Below are 15949 nucleotides of genomic sequence, written 5' to 3'. Positions count from 1 at the left end.
TATACCGCGCGGGCCGCCTCAGTCCTCGGACGACGCCGCGTCCTCCGCCCCCGAGGGGGCCAGCCGGTTGCCGAGCAGACGCCGCAGCGAGGCCAGGCGTGCCGCTCCCGAGGGGCCGGCGTGGCCCGCGGCCACCCATGCGTCCAGGCCGCAGCCGGGGGAGTCGGCGGTGTGGGTGCAGCCGCGCGGGCAGTCCGCCAGCCCGCCGGCGAGGTCGTCGAACGCCTCCACCACGCGGTCCGGCTCGACCCAGCCCAGCCCGAAGGACCGGATGCCGGGGGTGTCCACCACCCAGGTGTCCGGCAGGGGGGCGCCGTCGTCGCCCGTCAGCGGCAGTGCGAGCGCGGACGAGGAGGTGTGCCGGCCCCGGCCGGTGACGGCGTTGACGTGGCCGGTGGCCCGTTCCGCGCCGGTGAGCGCGTTCAGCAGCGTGGACTTGCCGACGCCGGAGGGCCCCACGAACGCGCTCGTGTGCCCGATCAGCCGCTCGGCCACCCGGGCCACGAGCGAGGCGTCCAGGGCGGTGTCCCCGGTCTCGGCCTCGAAGGTCGCCGCACCGGAGGTCATCACCTCCAGGTCCAGGGCCTCGTAGTGCGCCACCAGCGCGGCCGGATCACGCAGGTCGGTCTTCGTGATGAGCAGCACCGGGTGGATGCCGGCGTCGTAGCAGGCGACCAGGGCGCGGTCGATGAAGCCGGTCCGGGGCTCCGGATTGGCCGCGGCCACCATGATCACCAGCAGGTCGGCGTTGGCCACCACCACCCGCTCGACCTCGTCCGAGTCGTCCGCCGACCGGCGCAGGACCGTGCTGCGCTCCTCGACACGGACGATGCGTGCGAGCGTGCCCTCGTCCCCGGAGAGGTCCCCGACGACGGCCACCCGGTCGCCCGTGGCGATCGGCGTGCGGCGCAGCTCGCGGGCGCGCATCGCCGTGATCCGCTCGTCCAGGCGATCCGGCAGCACCACGGCGTACCGGCCGCGGTCCACCGTGGTGACCATGCCGACCTGCGCATCCTCGTGCTTGGGCCGCTCCTTGGTGCGCGGGCGGGTGCCGCGTTTGGACGGGCGCACCCGGACATCGGACTCGTCCCACGCGGAGGGATCGAGGCGCCGGGCCATCAGCGGGCCTCCTCGGCCGCATCGCCGGGTGCCACGAGCGCGGTCCACAGTGCGGGGAAGTCCGGCATCGTCTTCGCGGTGGTCGCCACGTCCACGATGCCGGTCCCCGGCACGCGCAGGCCGACGACGGCGGCGAAGGTCGCCATCCGGTGGTCGTGGTAGGTCTCGAGGGCGGCGGGCGACAGCGGCCCCGACGCGTCCGTCCCCGGGAAGCCGAGCGACGTCTCGTCCTCGTCCACGGTGATCCCCAGGCGGGCGGCCTCGGCGGTGAGCGCGGCGAGCCGGTCCGTCTCATGGCCCCGCAGATGGCCGATCCCCGTCAGGCGGGTGGGCCCGGAGGCCAGCAGGGCGAGCGCGGCCGCGGTGGGGGCGAGCTCGGCCGTGTCCGCGATCTCACCGGCGCCGGTGATGCGGGGCGCGCCGTCGTCGTGGACCGCCCCCGTCACCGTGAGCCGGCCGCGGGAGCGGTCCGTGCGGTCGACCGTGAGGGCCACGCTCGCCCCGAACTGCGGCAGGATCCGCCGCCAGCGGTCGCCGATCTGCGTCGTGCGGGTGGGCCAGTCCGGCACCGTCACGGAGCCGCCCGTGGCCACGGCGGCGGCCAGGAAGGGGCCTGCGTTGGACAGGTCCGGCTCGACGGTCGCCTCGTGTGCCGGGATGCGCCCCGGGGCCACGGTCCACGCCCCGGGACCCGTCTCGGCGACGTCCACCTCGAGCGCGCGCAGCACCCCGACGGTCATCGCGACGTGCTCCGGACTCGGCACGGTCTGCCCGGTGTGCCGCAGCCGGAGGCCGCGCGGCATCCCCGCGGCCGCCAGCAGCGCGGCGGACAGGAACTGGGAGGAGCCGGAGGCGTCGACCGCGACCTCCGGCACGTCGCCGTCGGGGGCCACCGTGGCCGCGTCCGCGCGGGTCGTCATCGTGAAGGGCAGGCGACCGGGCTCGCCCTCCTCGTTGACGGCCACCCCGAGCTGGCGCAGCGCGTCCAGGACCGGGGCCATCGGGCGCAGGCGCGCGCCGGCGTCGCCGTCGAAGCGGACCCGGCCGGGCCGCAGCGCGGCGACGAACGGGACGAAGCGCATGACCGTCCCCGCCAGTCCGCAGTCCACGGCGACATCCCCGGCCAGCGGCTCGCCGACCGGCATCGGATGCACCCGCAGTCCGCCGTCGGACAGGGGCTCGAACCGGGCCCCGAGCGCTGTGAGCGCCGTGCGCATCAATGCCGTGTCCCGCGACTCGAGGACGCCGTGCAGGACGCACGGACCGTCGGCGAGCGCGGCGAGCACGAGATGCCGGTTCGTCAGCGACTTCGATCCCGGCAGCCGCACCTCTCCGCGCACCGGGCCGCGCGCCACGGGCGCGGGCCAGGTCTCGGCGGCGTCGGGACGGGGGGCGGGGGAGTGCGCGGCGGCACGCGTGGGGCGGGTCACCGGACCAGCCTATCCGGCGGCTGTCGGCCGGGGTCGGCCTGTCGCGGGGGAATACCTGGAACGCTCCTGGCGCTCCACTGGACGACCCCGTACCCGTGTCGGCGCACCGGTCCCGCTCGCCGCGGACCGCAGCCGGAGAGGAGCCCCGCATGAGCGCCGCCCTGCTGACGCATCCCTCCCGGACCGTAGACTGGCCCGCGATGAGCACTGACAACAGCCGGCCGGAATTCGCCCGGCCCGAGGACGCCCCCGAGCACGACCGCGCCGACATCGACGTCGCCGCCGAGTCCGAACAGCAGCGCCGTGCCCGGTTCGAGCGTGACGCCCTCGAGTTCGTGGACCAGTTGTACTCCGCTGCGCTGCGCATGACGCGCAACCCGCAGGACGCCGAGGACCTGGTCCAGGAGGCGTACACGAAGGCCTACTCCTCGTTCCACCAGTACCGGCCCGGCACCAACCTCAAGGCCTGGCTCTACCGGATCCTCACGAACACGTACATCAACCTCTACCGCAAGCGGCAGCGCCAGCCCCTCGAGGCGGACAACCCTGAGGTGGAGGACTGGCAGATGGCCCGGGCCGCCGAGCACACCTCCGGTGGCCTGCGCTCGGCCGAGACGGAGGCCCTCGACCGGCTGCCCGACTCCCAGGTGAAGGACGCCCTGCAGGCGATCCCGGAGGAGTTCCGGCTCGCCGTCTACTTCGCGGACGTGGAGGGCTTCGCCTACAAGGAGATCGCCGAGATCCTCGACGTGCCGATCGGCACCGTCATGTCGCGGCTGCACCGCGGCCGCAAGCAGCTGCGCGAGCGCCTCGCGGACTACGCGGCCGCGCGCGGCATCAAGGCCCAGCCGAAGAAGAAGACCGGGCGCGGCGGCACGAAGCAGACCGAGACGAGCACGAAGGAGGCCACGCGATGACCGCGGACCAGCACGGCCATGAGTGCCGCGTCGCCCAGGACGCCTCCCTGGAGCGGCTGTACCAGTACCTGGACGGCGCCCTGACGCCCGAGGACATCGAGCAGGTGCGCGCCCACGTGGCGGAGTGTCCGGACTGCCGGCACCAGAAGGAGCTCGAGGAGCTCATCCGCTCGGCGGTGCGTCGGTGCTGTCAGGAGAAGGCGCCCGCGCAGCTGCGGGCCACCATCATGACCCGCATCACCCAGATCTCGACGACGACCGTCACCTGGGGCTGACACCGCGACATGCGGACCCGTGGGCACCCGATCGGGCGCCCCGACGATGACGAAGGGCCGTCCCCTGAGGGGACGGCCCTTCGTGGTCTCTGCGGTCGCCGGGTGGCACCCGGCCGGTCCGCGACGCCGATCAGCGGATCAGGCGTTGGGACGCTTGCCGTGGTTGGCGCCGTTCCTGCGGCGGTCGCGACGCTTGCGTGCACGCTTGCTCATGACGTCTCCCTTCAACGAGTCGGTCGGTGGTCCATTCTGTCACATCAGGCCGTGGGCTCGGGCAGACCGAGCCACTGGTACCAGCCCCGATGCAGCACGAGCCACGCGATGAGCCCGTGGCCCGCCTGGCCCGGCCGGCCCTGGCCGGAGGCCAGGTCCGAGCGCCACTGCTCGTGGCCCACCAGCGGGGTGAACGTGTCCACGTACACGTGGTTGCGCCGGTCGGCCACATCCAGGTAGGCGGCGTTGAGCTCGGCGAGCCGGGCGTTGCGCTGCTCGTCCAGGGTGGGCGTGGGGCCCACCACGAGCACCGGGATGTTCCGCTGCGAGGCGGTGTCCAGGACGTTGGCCAGGTTCAGCCGCGAGCGGGCGGTCGAGGTGGCCTCCAGGTCCAGGTCCGCGTCGGACAGGGCCACGACGAGGCGGTTCTCCGTCTCCTCGGAGAAGCGCCGCGAGGCCTCGCCCCACCAGCGCTCGTTGAGGTCCTCGGTGGTCTCGTGCGGCACGGCCAGCACGTAGTTCTCCAGCTCCACGTCGGGGGCCTGGGTGCGGGCGAGCACGCGGCCCCACCAGCCGATGGCGCGGGCGTCGCCCGCACCGGCCAGCAGCTGGTCGCCGACGGCGGCGATCCGGATCCGGCGGTTGTGCACAGTGTGTCCTTTCGTCGGCCGATCCGGCGCCGCCGCCGCACCGGAGGGTGCGGCGGCGGCGCAGGGTCGGTCCGGGTCAGCGGCCGAAGGCGGCGTCCAGCAGCGTGCTGAGCTCCTGGTCGTGGCGGCCCTTGGTGCCCGCGGAGGTCGCGGCCGAGGCCGGGCGGGACACGAGGGTCACGGGGCCGTCGAGCTGCGGCACGAGGTTCAGTGCCATGAACGGCCACGGGCCCTGGTTCGCGGGCTCGTCCTGCACCCAGGTGACGTCGGCGACCGGGTAGGCGCGGAGCGCCTTGCGGATCTCGTCGAGCGGCAGCGGGTAGAGCTGCTCCACCCGCACGATCGCGGTGGACGTGTCACCGGACTTCTCGCGGCGGGCGAGCAGGTCGTAGTACAGCCGGCCGGAGACCAGCACCACGCGCGTGACGTCCTTGGCGTCCACCCCGGCGTCCGGGATGACCGGCTGGAAGCCGCCCTCGGTGAAGTCCTCCACCGAGTTCGCGGCGGCCTTGAGGCGCAGCAGCTGCTTCGGGGTGAACACGATGAGGGGCCGACGCGGGCGGGCGTAGGCGTGCTCGCGCAGCAGGTGGAAGTGGTTCGCGCCCGTGGAGGGGTTGACCACGCGCATGTTGTCCTCGGCGCACATCTGCAGGAAGCGCTCGATGCGGGCGGAGGAGTGGTCCGGCCCCTGTCCCTCGTAGCCGTGGGGGAGGAGCAGGACCACGGACGAGGTCTGCGACCACTTCTGATCGGCCGAGGAGATGAACTCGTCGATGATCGTCTGCGCGCCGTTCACGAAGTCGCCGAACTGGGCCTCCCACAGCACGAGGGCGTCGGAGCGCTCCACGGAGTAGCCGTACTCGAAGCCGAGGGCGGCGTACTCGGACAGCAGCGAGTTGTAGACCCAGAACTTCGCCTGGTCCTCGGAGAGGTGCCTCAGCGGCGCCCACGTGTCGCCGGTGATCCGGTCGTGGAACACCGAGTGGCGCTGCGTGAAGGTGCCGCGCTGGGAGTCCTGGCCCGCCAGGCGGACCGGCACGCCCTCCATGAGCAGCGAGCCGAAGGCCGCCAGCTCGGCGAAGCCCCAGTCGATGCCGCCGTCGACGGCCATCTTGGCGCGGCGCTCGAGCAGGGCCGCGAGCTTGGGGTGGACCGTAAAGCCCTCGGGCACGTCGATGTGCGCCTGCCCGATGGCCCGCAGCGTCTCGGCCGAGATGGCCGTGGACGCCGGCGCCTCCGGGGCCGCGTCCCGGTCCTCGGCCGGGCGGAGGCCCTCCCCGCCGGAGGCGGGCGCGTCCTCGTGGGTCTCCGCGAAGACCCGCTCCAGCTGCTGCTGGTAGTCCTTCAGGGCGCTGTCCGCCTCCTCCTGCGTGATGTCGCCGCGGCCCACGAGGGACTCGACGTACAGCTTGCGGGTGGAGCGCTTCTGCTCGATGAGGTTGTACATGCGCGGCTGCGTCATCGACGGGTCGTCGCCCTCGTTGTGGCCGCGGCGGCGGTAGCAGACGAGGTCGATGACGACGTCCTTGTTGAACCGCTGGCGGTACTCGAAGGCGAGCTGGGCCACGTGCACCACGGACTCCGGCTCGTCGCCGTTGACGTGGAAGATCGGGGCCTGGATGGTCTTGGCCACGTCGGTGGAGTACACCGCGGAGCGCGCCTGGGTCGGCGGCGTGGTGAAGCCCACCTGGTTGTTCACGACCACGTGGATCGTGCCGCCGGTGCGGTAGCCGGGCAGCTGCGAGAGCTGCAGGACCTCGGTCACGACGCCCTGGCCCGCGAAGGCCGCGTCGCCGTGCACGAGGATCGGCAGCACGGAGAAGGAGTCCGGGCGCTGGCCACCCAGATCGAGGCGGTCCTGCTTGGCACGCACGACGCCCTCGAGGACCGGGTCCACGGCCTCCAGGTGCGAGGGGTTGGCGGCGAGGTACACGCGGGTGCTGTTGCCGGCGTCGGACACGAAGGTGCCCTCGGTGCCCATGTGGTACTTCACGTCGCCCGAGCCCGAGGCGCCGCCCGGGGTGGCCCCCTCGAACTCGCGGAAGACCTGGCTGTAGGTCTTGCCGGCGATGTTGGTCAGCACGTTCAGGCGACCGCGGTGCGCCATGCCGATGGCGACCTCGTCCAGCCCGGCGTCGGCGGCGTCGCCGAGGATGCCGTCCAGCAGCGGGATGAGGGACTCGCCGCCCTCCAGGGAGAAGCGCTTCTGGCCGATGTACTTGGTCTGCAGGAACGTCTCGAACGCCTCCGCGGCGTTGAGTCGGCCCAGGATGCGCAGCTGCTCCTCGCGGGTGGGCTTGGCGTACGGCTGCTCGAGCTTCTCCTGGAACCAGGCGCGCTCGGCCGGGTCCTGGATGTGCATGTACTCGACGCCGATGGTGCGGCAGTACGCGTCACGCAGCACGCCGAGGATCTTGCGCAGCGTCAGGCTGCTCGCCCCGCCGAAGCCGCCGGTGGGCCACTTGCGGTCCAGGTCCCACAGGGTCAGCCCGTGCTCGCGGATGTCGAGGTCCGGGTGGTAGGCCATCGAGTACTCGAGCGGGTCCACGTTGGCCAGCAGGTGGCCGCGGTCCCGGTACGCGTGGATGAGCTGCTGGATGCGGGCGACCTTGCCGATCTGCTCCTCCGGGTTCACCTGCACGTCCTGGGCCCAGCGGACGGGCTCGTAGGGGATGCGCAGGGAGTGGAAGACCTCGTCGTAGAAGCCGTCCTCGCCCAGCAGGAGGCCGTGCACGATCTTCAGGAACTCGCCGGAGCCGGCGCCCTGGATCACGCGGTGGTCGTACGTGGAGGTCAGCGTGATCGTCTTGGAGATCGCCAGGTCGTGCAGCGTGGACTCGGCGGCGCCCTGGAAGGCGGCCGGATAGGTCAGCGCGCCGACGCCGATGATGGCGGCCTGGCCCTGGGACAGGCGGGGCACCGAGTGCACGGTGCCGATGCCGCCCGGGTTGGTCAGGGAGACCGTGGTGCCGGCGTAGTCGTCCATCGTCAGCTTGTTCTTGCGGGCGCGCTGGACGAGGTCGTCGTACGCCTTCCAGAAGCCGCGGAAGTCGAGGGTCTCGGCGGCCTTGACGTTGGGGACCACGAGCGCGCGGGTGCCGTCCGGGCGGGGCAGGTCGATGGCGAGGCCGAAGTTCACGTGGGCCGGCTCCACCATGGTGGGCTTGCCGTCGCGCTCCTCGTAGGTCACGTTCATCGAGGGCATGGCCGCGAGCGCGCGGACCACGGCGTAGCCGATGAGGTGGGTGAAGGAGACCTTGCCGCCGCGGGTGCGGGCCAGGTGGCTGTTGATGACCACGCGGTTGTCGATCAGCACCTTGGCCGGCAGGTCGCGCACGGTGGTGGCGGTGGGCATGGACAGGGAGGCGTCCATGTTCGTGGCCACGGCCTTGGCCATGCCCTTGAGGACGGTGGCCTTCTCCTGCTTCTCGTCCGCGGTGGTGGCGGTGGTGTCGGCGGGCTCGGAGGGCACGGCCTGGGCCGCCGGGGTCTTCTTGGGCTTGGGGCCGGTGCTGACCGAGGTCTCCTTGGGCTGCGGACCCCGGGCCGGGGCGGTCGCCGCCTTCGGCTCGGTCACCTTGGCGGAGGCCTTCGGCTCGGTCTGGGCGGCGGCCTTCGGCTCGGTCTGGGCGCCGGCCTTCGGCTCGGCCTCGGCGGGGGCGCTGGCCTCAAGACGGGCGAAGATCTGTGCCCACTGCCGGTCCACGGAACCGGAGTCCTCGCGGTACTTCCGGTAGATCTCGGCCACGAGCCGTTCGTTCCCCGGGAACTCCTGTGCGAGCCGGTCCGACGTGAGTTCTGGCACTGTGTAACGCCTCTTCCTGAGCCTTGGGATGCGATGTGCTGCGCCGGGCCACCCGCGCGGCGCGCGTGGGGCCGGGAACGCCTCGAGACATCATAGTTCTTCGACGCCCCCGGTCGGAATGCCGCGGCCTCGGCTCGACTCCGCTCCCGGCGGACGCGCGGGGGGCTCTCGGCGTCCACCGCGTCTGGGAGACTGACACCATGCGCTTCCTCACCGACCCGGCCGTCGACCTGACGTACAACGACGTCTTCCTCGTGCCCTCGCACTCGGACGTCGCCAGTCGCATGGACGTGGACATCGCCCCGGATGACGGCACGGGCGCCACCATCCCCCTGGTCTCCGCCAACATGACCGCCGTCACCGGGCGCCGGATGGTCGAGACCATGGCCCGGCGCGGCGGTCTCGGGATCCTGCCGCAGGACATCCCGGCGGACGTCATCCGGGACGTCGTGCGTCGGGTGAAGGCGGCCCACCCCGTGGCGGACACCGCCCTGACCGTCGGCCCGCAGGACACGGTGCTGGACCTGCTCCACCTCGTGGACCGCCGCAACCACGGGGCCGTCTGCGTGGTGGACGCGCACGGCGGGCTGCTCGGCGTGGTCCGCCCCCAGGACTGCGAGGACGTGGACCGCTTCACCTCGGCCGCCTCCGTCATGCACCCTCCGGTGGTGACCCTCACGCTCGCCGAGCTCGGCGGCACGGACGGCGCCCCGGACAAGGACGCGCTGCGGGCGGCCTTCGAGCGCCTGCACGCCGCGCACCAGGAGATGGCCCCCGTCGTGGACCCGGCGGTGGGCACCGCCGCCCCCGTGCTGCGCGGGGTCGTCACCGCGGCGGGCCTGCTGCGCTCGTCCTTGTTCACGCCCGGTCTCGACGACGACGGACGGCTCCGCGTCGGCGCCGCCGTCGGCATCAACGGGGCGGTGGGGGAGAAGGCCGCCGTCCTGGTCGAGGCCGGCGTCGACGTGCTCGTCGTGGACACCGCGCACGGTCATCAGCGGACCATGCTGGACGCGCTCGCCGCCGTGCGGGCCCTCGACCCCGGCGTGCCCGTGGTGGCCGGCAACGTCGTCTCCGGCGACGGCGTCCGGGACCTGGTCGCGGCCGGCGCGGACATCGTCAAGGTGGGCGTGGGACCGGGCGCGATGTGCACCACGCGCATGCAGACCGCGGTGGGCCGGCCCCAGTTCTCGGCGGTCCTGGAGTGCGCCGCCGCGGCCCGCGAGCTCGGGGCACGCGTGTGGGCGGACGGCGGGGTGAAGCACCCGCGGGACGTGGCGCTCGCGCTGGCCGCCGGAGCCAGCTCGGTGATGATCGGCTCGTGGTTCGCGGGGACGCTCGAGTCTCCGGGCGACCTCGTGCACGGTCCGGACGGTCGGCGGTACAAGGAGAGCTTCGGCATGGCCTCGGCCCGCGCGGTCCAGCACCGCACCCGCCACGAGGACGCCTTCACCAAGGCCCGCAAGGCGATGTTCGAGGAGGGCATCTCCTCCTCGCGCATGTACGTGGACCCGCGCCGCCCCTCGGTGGAGGACCTGCTGGACACCATCACGTCCGGTGTGCGCTCGTCGCTGACCTACGCCGGCGCCCACGACCTGGCGGAGTTCCGTGAGCGCGCCGTCGTCGGCCTGCAGTCCGCGGCGGGCTACGAGGAGGGCCGGCCGGTCGCCTCGTCGTGGTGAGGCGGCCGCATGCCCCTGCTCGTTCCGCCGGGGCCTGACGCCCCTATACTGGGCGGACTATGGATCACCCTGACACCTGTGTGCCAGACCGCTCGTCCGCCCACGCGGACGCGGCCGGATCGGAGCCTTCCAGTCCCGGTGCCCCGCACCGCCGCCCGGCCCGCCGTCGAGGGGGTGAGGTCGGGTGGAGTGGCTCCTGCTGATCCTCGGCCTGGCCCTGATCGTGGGCACCGGGTTCTTCGTGGCCGTCGAGTTCGCCATGATCGCGATCGACGTGCCCACCGTGCAGCGCATGGTGGACGCGGGTGACCGCGGCGCCGAGCCCCTGCTGCGCTGTCTCAAGTCACTCTCGACCCAGCTCTCCGCGTGCCAGCTGGGCATCACTCTGACCACACTGCTCACCGGCTACGTGATGGACCCGGCGATCAGCCGGCTCATCGACCCGCTGCTGCTCCAGGTGGGGCTGCCGGCCGGCGTGGTGGGCACCGTCTCGCTCGTCGTCGCGATGGTCGTGGCGACCCTGCTCTCGATGCTCCTCGGCGAGCTGATCCCCAAGAACATGTCCATCGCCGAGCCCATGGCGATCGGCCGCGCACTCGCCCGGCCCCAGCTCGTGTTCAGCACCGTGTTCAAGCCGGCGATCCTGGTCCTGAACGGGTTCTCCAACGGCGTGCTGGCCCGCGTGGGCATCGAGGCCAAGGAGGAGATCTCCGGCGCCCGCAGCCCCGAGGAGCTCTCCTCGCTGGTCCGCCGCTCGGCCCAGCTGGGCACGCTCGACGCGCAGACCGCCACGTTCCTGGACCGGACGCTGCGCTTCGCGGACCGCACCGCCGCGGACGTGATGACCCCGCGCATCCGCGTGGAGACGGTGAGGGAGGACCAGGCTCTGCCCGAGGTCCTGGACCTGGCCCGCAGCACCGGCTACTCGCGGTTCCCCGTGATCGGCGACTCCTCGGACGACATCCGCGGCGTGGTGCACGTGAAGAAGGTCGTGGCCGTGCCGCGGGAGCGCCGCGCCGACCTCGAGGCCGGTGCACTGATGACGGAGGTCATCCGCGTGCCGGAGACCGTGCACCTGGACCAGCTGCTGGCCGAGCTGCGCGACGCGAACCTGCAGATGGCCGTCGTCGTGGACGAGTACGGGGGCACCGCAGGGGTGGTCACGCTCGAGGACGTGGTGGAGGAGATCGTCGGCGAGGTCGCGGACGAGCACGACCGCGTCACCCCGGGGGTCCTGCAGACGGCCTCCGGCCGCTGGTACTTCCCGGCGGAGCTGCGGCCCGACGAGGTGCGGACCCAGATCCCGGCCCTCGTGGTGCCGGAGGACGGTGCCTACGAGACCGTCGGCGGGTACATCCTGGCCCGACTGGGGCGCCTGGCGGAGGTCGGGGACGTGGTGGACGTGGACGGCGGTGTCCTGACGGTCGAGCGGATGGACGGCCGCCGCATCGAGCGCGTGCGCTTCGACCCGGCCGCTGAGGACGAGGAGACGCGCGCATGAACGGGGACGTCGTCGGACTGCTGTGGCTGGTGGTCCTGTTGGCCGCCAACGCCTTCTTCGTGGCGGGCGAGTTCGCCGTCATGGGCGCCCGCCGGGCGCAGATCGAGCCGCGGGCCGAGGCCGGCTCCCGCCAGGCCCAGGTGGCGCTCTACGCGATGGAGCACGTCTCCCAGATGCTGGCCGTCTGCCAGCTCGGCATCACGGTGTGCTCCCTGCTCATCCTCAACGTGTCCGAGCCGGCGCTGCACCACCTGCTCGTCGTCCCGATGGCCGCCCTCGGGGTCCCGTCCGCGGCGGCGGACGTGACCGCCTTCGTGCTCGCGCTGCTGGTGGTCACCTTCCTGCACGTGACCCTGGGCGAGATGGTGCCCAAGAACGCCGCCGTCTCGTTCGCGGACCGCGCCGTGATGCTGCTGGCCCAGCCGCTCGTGTGGCTCTCGAAGCTGCTGCATCCGGTCGTGGCCGCGCTGAACTGGACGGCCAACCTCGTGCTGCACGCCCTGCGCATCGAGCCGAAGGACGAGGTGGCCTCCTCCTACACGCTCGAGGAGGTGCAGTCGATCGTGGCCGAGTCCACCCGCTCGGGCACCCTGGAGGACGAGTCCGGCGTGCTGCACTCGGCCCTCGAGTTCTCGGACCACCGGGCCGGGGACGTGATGGTGCCGCTCGAGCGGGTCGTCACCGTCCCCGAGGGGATCACGCCGCACGACTTCGAGTGGACCGTGGGCCGCGTGGGCTTCTCCCGGTTCGTGGTCGAGGACCCCGACGGCGGCTACACCGGCTACCTGCACCTGAAGGACGTCCTCACCGTGGGCCCGTCGGGACACGACGAGCCGATCCCGCTCACGCGCGTGCGCTCGCTGGCCAACGTGCGGCTCGAGGACGAGGTCGAGGACGCACTCGCGCTCATGCAGCGCACGGGCTCCCACCTCGCCCGGGTCATCACGCCCGAGGGCGAGACCGCGGGCATCCTCTTCCTCGAGGACGTGCTCGAGGAGCTCGTCGGGGAGATCAACGACGTGACGCAGTCGCCACGTCGGTTCCGGCCCGCGTGAGCGTCGCGCGGGCGGCGCGGTGCTACTGTTGAGAACCGATTTCACACATCCTCCCGACACGAACGAGGTCGCCCCATGCTCCGCCGCCGTCGTCTGCCCGCCCTGACCGGGGCCCTCACCGCGCTCACCCTGAGCCTCGCCGCGTGCGGCGGGACCAGCGGCGACTCCGCGGGCGAGCAGGCCGCGGGCGCCTCTGCTGCCGCCGGGTCCGGCTCGGCCGCGGGCGCGCCCGTGGCCGTCGCCACGACGACGCAGCTCGGCTCCGTGCTCGACCGCGTGGTCGCGTGCGCCGACGCCCGCAGCGTCACGGTGATGGGCCCGGGGGATGATCCGCACGACTTCTCCGCCTCGTCCGCGCAGGTGAAGGACATGGTCTCCTCCGGCCTCGTGTTCTCCAACGGCCTCGGCCTCGAGGGCGGCATGGAGTCCGCCCTCGCCAACGCCGAGGCGGACGGCGCGACCGTCGTCGAGGTGGCGCCCCAGCTGGATCCGCTGCCCTTCGGCGGCCATGACCACGCCGAGGAGGGGGCGGGCCACGAGGGCCATGACCACGGGTCCGAGGACCCGCACGTCTGGATGGACGTCGCCCGCATGGCGAGGGCCGCCGAGCTGATGGGCGACACGCTCGCCCAGGAGCGGGGTGACGAGAGGTTCGCCGAGTGCGGCGCGACCGTGCGCGGGGAGCTCGAGCAGACGGACACGCAGGTCCGGGAGATCCTCGCCGGGGTCCCGGAGGACCGCCGCACGCTGGTCACGGACCACGACGCCTACGGCTACTTCAGCGAGGCCTACGACTTCACCGTGTCCGGCGTCGTCGTCCCGGGCGGCTCCACCGACGGCGAGCCCTCCTCCCAGGAGATCGCCGAGCTCGCCCGGTCCATCCGCGACGGCGGCGCAGACGCCGTGATCACGTCCGTGGGCGCGCGCAACAGCCTCGTGGACACCGTGGCCGAGGAGGTCGGCGACCTGCCGGTCATCGAGGTCTACGAGGGCGGCGTCGGCCCGAAGGACACCCCGGAGGCGGACTACGCCGAGGCCATGCTCCTCAACGCCCGCACCCTCGCCGACGCGCTGGAGGGCTGAGGATGGACTGGCTGCTCGAACCCTTCCAGATGGGCTTCCAGCAGCGTGCCCTCGTCGGCGGACTCATCGCGGTGGTGATGTGCTCGGTCGTGGGCACGTGGCTGGTGCTGCGCGGGATGAGCTTCTTCGGGGACGCGTTCGTGCACGGTGTCCTGCCGGGCATCGCCCTGGCGGTCGTCACCGGCGGCAGCCCCCACCTCGGTGCCGCGGTGGCCGCCGTCGTCATGATGGCGGGCATCTCGCTGGTGCACCGGGCCACCACCCTCAAGGAGGACACCGCCATCGGCCTGCTCTTCGTGGGGATGATGGCCCTGGGCGTGGTGATCATCTCCAAGTCGGACTCCTACACGGGTTCGCTCACGTCGATCCTGTTCGGCGATGTGCTGGGGGTCAGCGTGGACGGCATCGTGACCCAGGCGGTCATCGCCGTCGTGGTGATCGCCCTGGCCCTGCTGCTCTACCGGCCCCTGTTGGCGCTGAGCTTCTCCGAGGTCAAGGCGCGCTCGCTGGGCATGCGACCGGGGCTGACGCACACGTTGCTGCTGGTGATGATCGGCGCGGCCGTGATCGGTTCGTTCCAGGCGGTGGGCACGGTGCTCGTGTTCGGCCTCCTCGTGGGACCGCCCGCGACGGCGGCGCTGCTGACGCGCAGCGTCCCCCAGATGATGCTCGTCTCCGTCGTGATCGGCGCGGCGTGCGTCGTCACCGGGCTCACCCTCAGCTACCGGCTGGGCACGGCGGGTTCGGCCACCATGGCGCTCATGCCGATCCTGCTGTTCTTCGTCGTGCTCGCCGTCCGCGCCGCCGTGCTGGCGCTCCTGGGCCGGCACGTGCGCTCGCGCGCGCAGCGTGAGCAGGAGACGCCGGTCGTGGCCCTGCCCGGAGCGGAGGTCGCCCGATGAACGCGTCCTTCCCCGCGGGCGCCGCGGCGGCCACGCCTCCCCTCGCGGTCGCCCGGGCGCTCGAACTGCGCCACGGCTCGCACGTGGCCGTCCGGCCCTCCGACTTCACCCTGCCGGCCCGGCGGCTGATCGCGGTGATCGGGCCCAACGGCTCCGGCAAGTCCACGCTGCTGACCGCCCTGGCGGGCCTGAGCGACCCGGCCTCCGGTGCGCTGGAGGTGCTCGGCGAGAACCCGCGGCGGCGCTCGCAGCGCACCTCCTTCGTGATGCAGTCCATCGGCGTGCCCCAGGGAGTGCCGGTGACGGTGCGCGACGTCGTCGGGATGGGCCGGTACCCCACGCTCGGGTGGTTCCGCCCGTTCCGGAAGCAGGACCGGGACATCGTGCGGGCCGCCATGGAGCGCATGCAGGTCGCGGACCTGGCGCGGCGGCACCTCGACCAGCTCTCCGGCGGCCAGCGCCAGCGCGCCTACGTGGCCCAGGGCCTCGCCCAGGACCACGACGTGCTGCTGCTCGACGAGCCGATGACGGGCCTCGACATCGTCTCCGCCCGCACGATCGACGACCTCCTCCACGAGGAGCCGACGCGCGGGGTGTCCGTGGTCTACACGACCCACGATCTCGACGAGGCTGCGGAGGCGGACCATGTGGTCCTGATGGGCGGGCGTGTCGTGGCCTCCGGCCCGCCGCGGAACGTGCTCACGGTCGAGAACCTGGACATCGCCTACGGCCGGGGCGCCCTGCACGGGCCCTCCAAGGCAGTCGAGGACCCGGCGGACTTCCTGGACGACCCCGCGGGCGGCATCCGCCACTGACCGGGGCCCGGCCCCGGGGTCAGGCCGCGCGGGTGCGCCCCTCGGCCCGGCAGCGGGCACAGACGCCGGTGATCTCCACCGTGTGGTCCGCGTCCGTGAAGCCGTGCTCCGCGGCGACGGCGGTGGCCCACGCCTCGACGTGGGGGGCGGTGACCTCGACGGTGGTCCAGCAGATCCGGCACACCAGGTGGTGATGGTGGCCCTCGTCCTCGCACCGGCGGTACACGGTCTCGCCGTCGTCGCGGCGGAGCATGTCCACGAGGCCGTCGTCGAGCTGCTGCTGCAGGGTCCGGTACACGGTGGCCAGCGAGACGCGTTCGCCCTGGTCCTGGAGGCGGGCATGGAGCTCCTGCGCGCTCACGAAGTCCGGGATGCGGTCCAGGGCTCGGTCGACGGCGGCCTTCTGCCGGGTCGCCCGGGGACGGGCGGCCCGGGGGCTGGGCTGGGGGGCGCTCACGGTGCTCACGACTCCTTCTGCGGCGGCTGCCGCCTCCTCCGCGCG

General features: G+C 72.8%; 14 protein-coding genes. 8 read left to right on the top strand and 6 right to left on the bottom strand.

The genetic code is table 11. The annotated features are described in order from the left end of the window. Positions 1-18: 18 nt before the first annotated feature. Both rsgA and aroA read right to left on the bottom strand, forming a co-directional pair. The gene (rsgA, locus tag NR073_RS00645) at positions 19-1119 is read right to left on the bottom strand and encodes a ribosome small subunit-dependent GTPase A (protein WP_044659234.1); all 1101 of its coding nucleotides are present in this window, start codon (positions 1117-1119) and stop codon (positions 19-21) included. Next, positions 1119-2549: a 3-phosphoshikimate 1-carboxyvinyltransferase gene (aroA, locus tag NR073_RS00640; protein ID WP_044659233.1), complete on the bottom strand. Its 1431-nt coding sequence runs from the start codon at positions 2547-2549 to the stop codon at positions 1119-1121. Before aroA ends, rsgA begins: the two co-directional genes overlap by 1 nt. A gap of 200 nt (positions 2550-2749) precedes the next feature. Between aroA and NR073_RS00635 the strand changes: the two genes are divergently transcribed. Both NR073_RS00635 and rsrA read left to right on the top strand, forming a co-directional pair. Continuing rightward, positions 2750-3466: a sigma-70 family RNA polymerase sigma factor gene (locus tag NR073_RS00635; protein ID WP_036314006.1), complete on the top strand. Its 717-nt coding sequence runs from the start codon at positions 2750-2752 to the stop codon at positions 3464-3466. After that, positions 3463-3741, top strand: a complete 279-nt coding sequence (rsrA, locus tag NR073_RS00630) for a mycothiol system anti-sigma-R factor (RefSeq protein WP_060974333.1) — start codon at positions 3463-3465, stop codon at positions 3739-3741. The genes NR073_RS00635 and rsrA overlap by 4 nt, the downstream gene beginning before the upstream one ends. Positions 3742-3879: 138 nt before the next feature. Here rsrA and NR073_RS11300 read toward each other — a convergent pair whose 3' ends face one another. The 3 genes from NR073_RS11300 to NR073_RS00620 all read right to left on the bottom strand — a co-directional run bounded on the left by NR073_RS11300 (position 3880) and on the right by NR073_RS00620 (position 8409). After that, complete coding sequence (locus tag NR073_RS11300) at positions 3880-3954, bottom strand: 50S ribosomal protein bL37 (protein ID WP_095346645.1); 75 nt, start codon at positions 3952-3954, stop codon at positions 3880-3882. 44 nt (positions 3955-3998) lie between these two features. Next, positions 3999-4604: a GDSL-type esterase/lipase family protein gene (locus NR073_RS00625; protein ID WP_004167659.1), complete on the bottom strand. Its 606-nt coding sequence runs from the start codon at positions 4602-4604 to the stop codon at positions 3999-4001. 76 nt (positions 4605-4680) lie between these two features. After that, the gene (locus tag NR073_RS00620) at positions 4681-8409 is read right to left on the bottom strand and encodes a multifunctional oxoglutarate decarboxylase/oxoglutarate dehydrogenase thiamine pyrophosphate-binding subunit/dihydrolipoyllysine-residue succinyltransferase subunit (protein ID WP_060974334.1); all 3729 of its coding nucleotides are present in this window, start codon (positions 8407-8409) and stop codon (positions 4681-4683) included. Positions 8410-8609: 200 nt separating this feature from the next. Between NR073_RS00620 and NR073_RS00615 the strand changes: the two genes are divergently transcribed. The 6 genes from NR073_RS00615 (at position 8610) to NR073_RS00590 (ending at position 15447) form a co-directional block, all read left to right on the top strand. Beyond that, positions 8610-10091 carry a GuaB1 family IMP dehydrogenase-related protein gene (locus tag NR073_RS00615; RefSeq protein WP_049147194.1) on the top strand — a complete coding sequence of 494 codons (1482 nt, stop codon included), beginning with the start codon at positions 8610-8612 and terminating at the stop codon, positions 10089-10091. Positions 10092-10275: 184 nt separating this feature from the next. Next, positions 10276-11592, top strand: coding sequence for a hemolysin family protein (locus tag NR073_RS00610; RefSeq protein WP_060974335.1), 1317 nt, complete (start codon positions 10276-10278; stop codon positions 11590-11592). Then, positions 11589-12647, top strand: coding sequence for a hemolysin family protein (locus NR073_RS00605; RefSeq protein ID WP_041104317.1), 1059 nt, complete (start codon positions 11589-11591; stop codon positions 12645-12647). Before NR073_RS00610 ends, NR073_RS00605 begins: the two co-directional genes overlap by 4 nt. A 75-nt stretch (positions 12648-12722) precedes the next feature. Next, complete coding sequence (locus tag NR073_RS00600; protein ID WP_060974336.1) at positions 12723-13730, top strand: metal ABC transporter substrate-binding protein; 1008 nt, start codon at positions 12723-12725, stop codon at positions 13728-13730. Positions 13731-13732: 2 nt separating this feature from the next. Further along, on the top strand, positions 13733-14632 hold the full coding sequence (locus tag NR073_RS00595) for a metal ABC transporter permease (protein ID WP_036337769.1): 900 nt from the start codon (positions 13733-13735) through the stop codon (positions 14630-14632). Then, a complete protein-coding gene (locus tag NR073_RS00590; protein WP_044659228.1) occupies positions 14629-15447 on the top strand; it encodes a metal ABC transporter ATP-binding protein in 819 nt (272 codons plus the stop codon). The genes NR073_RS00595 and NR073_RS00590 overlap by 4 nt, the downstream gene beginning before the upstream one ends. A 19-nt stretch (positions 15448-15466) precedes the next feature. Here the strand turns inward: NR073_RS00590 and NR073_RS00585 are convergent, their stop codons facing one another. Continuing rightward, positions 15467-15913 (bottom strand): Fur family transcriptional regulator, encoded by a 447-nt coding sequence (locus NR073_RS00585; RefSeq protein WP_036337773.1) that lies wholly within the window; start codon positions 15911-15913, stop codon positions 15467-15469. Between the last annotated feature and the right edge of the window lie 36 nt (positions 15914-15949).

This window comes from Micrococcus sp. Mcc28 (genome assembly GCF_024519775.1).
Taxonomy (GTDB): domain Bacteria; phylum Actinomycetota; class Actinomycetes; order Actinomycetales; family Micrococcaceae; genus Micrococcus; species Micrococcus luteus.
The sequence above is the reverse complement of the archived record's forward strand: the minus strand, read 5'-3'. Positions and strand labels throughout refer to the sequence as shown.

Coding starts and splice junctions, on each gene's coding strand:
- rsgA (WP_044659234.1), bottom strand. CDS start 1,119: ATGGCCCGGCGCCTCGATCCCTCCGCGTGGGACGAGTCCGATGTCCGG.
- NR073_RS00635 (WP_036314006.1), top strand. CDS start 2,750: ATGAGCACTGACAACAGCCGGCCGGAATTCGCCCGGCCCGAGGACGCC.
- rsrA (WP_060974333.1), top strand. CDS start 3,463: ATGACCGCGGACCAGCACGGCCATGAGTGCCGCGTCGCCCAGGACGCC.
- NR073_RS00615 (WP_049147194.1), top strand. CDS start 8,610: ATGCGCTTCCTCACCGACCCGGCCGTCGACCTGACGTACAACGACGTC.
- NR073_RS00605 (WP_041104317.1), top strand. CDS start 11,589: ATGAACGGGGACGTCGTCGGACTGCTGTGGCTGGTGGTCCTGTTGGCC.
- NR073_RS00600 (WP_060974336.1), top strand. CDS start 12,723: ATGCTCCGCCGCCGTCGTCTGCCCGCCCTGACCGGGGCCCTCACCGCG.
- NR073_RS00595 (WP_036337769.1), top strand. CDS start 13,733: ATGGACTGGCTGCTCGAACCCTTCCAGATGGGCTTCCAGCAGCGTGCC.
- NR073_RS00590 (WP_044659228.1), top strand. CDS start 14,629: ATGAACGCGTCCTTCCCCGCGGGCGCCGCGGCGGCCACGCCTCCCCTC.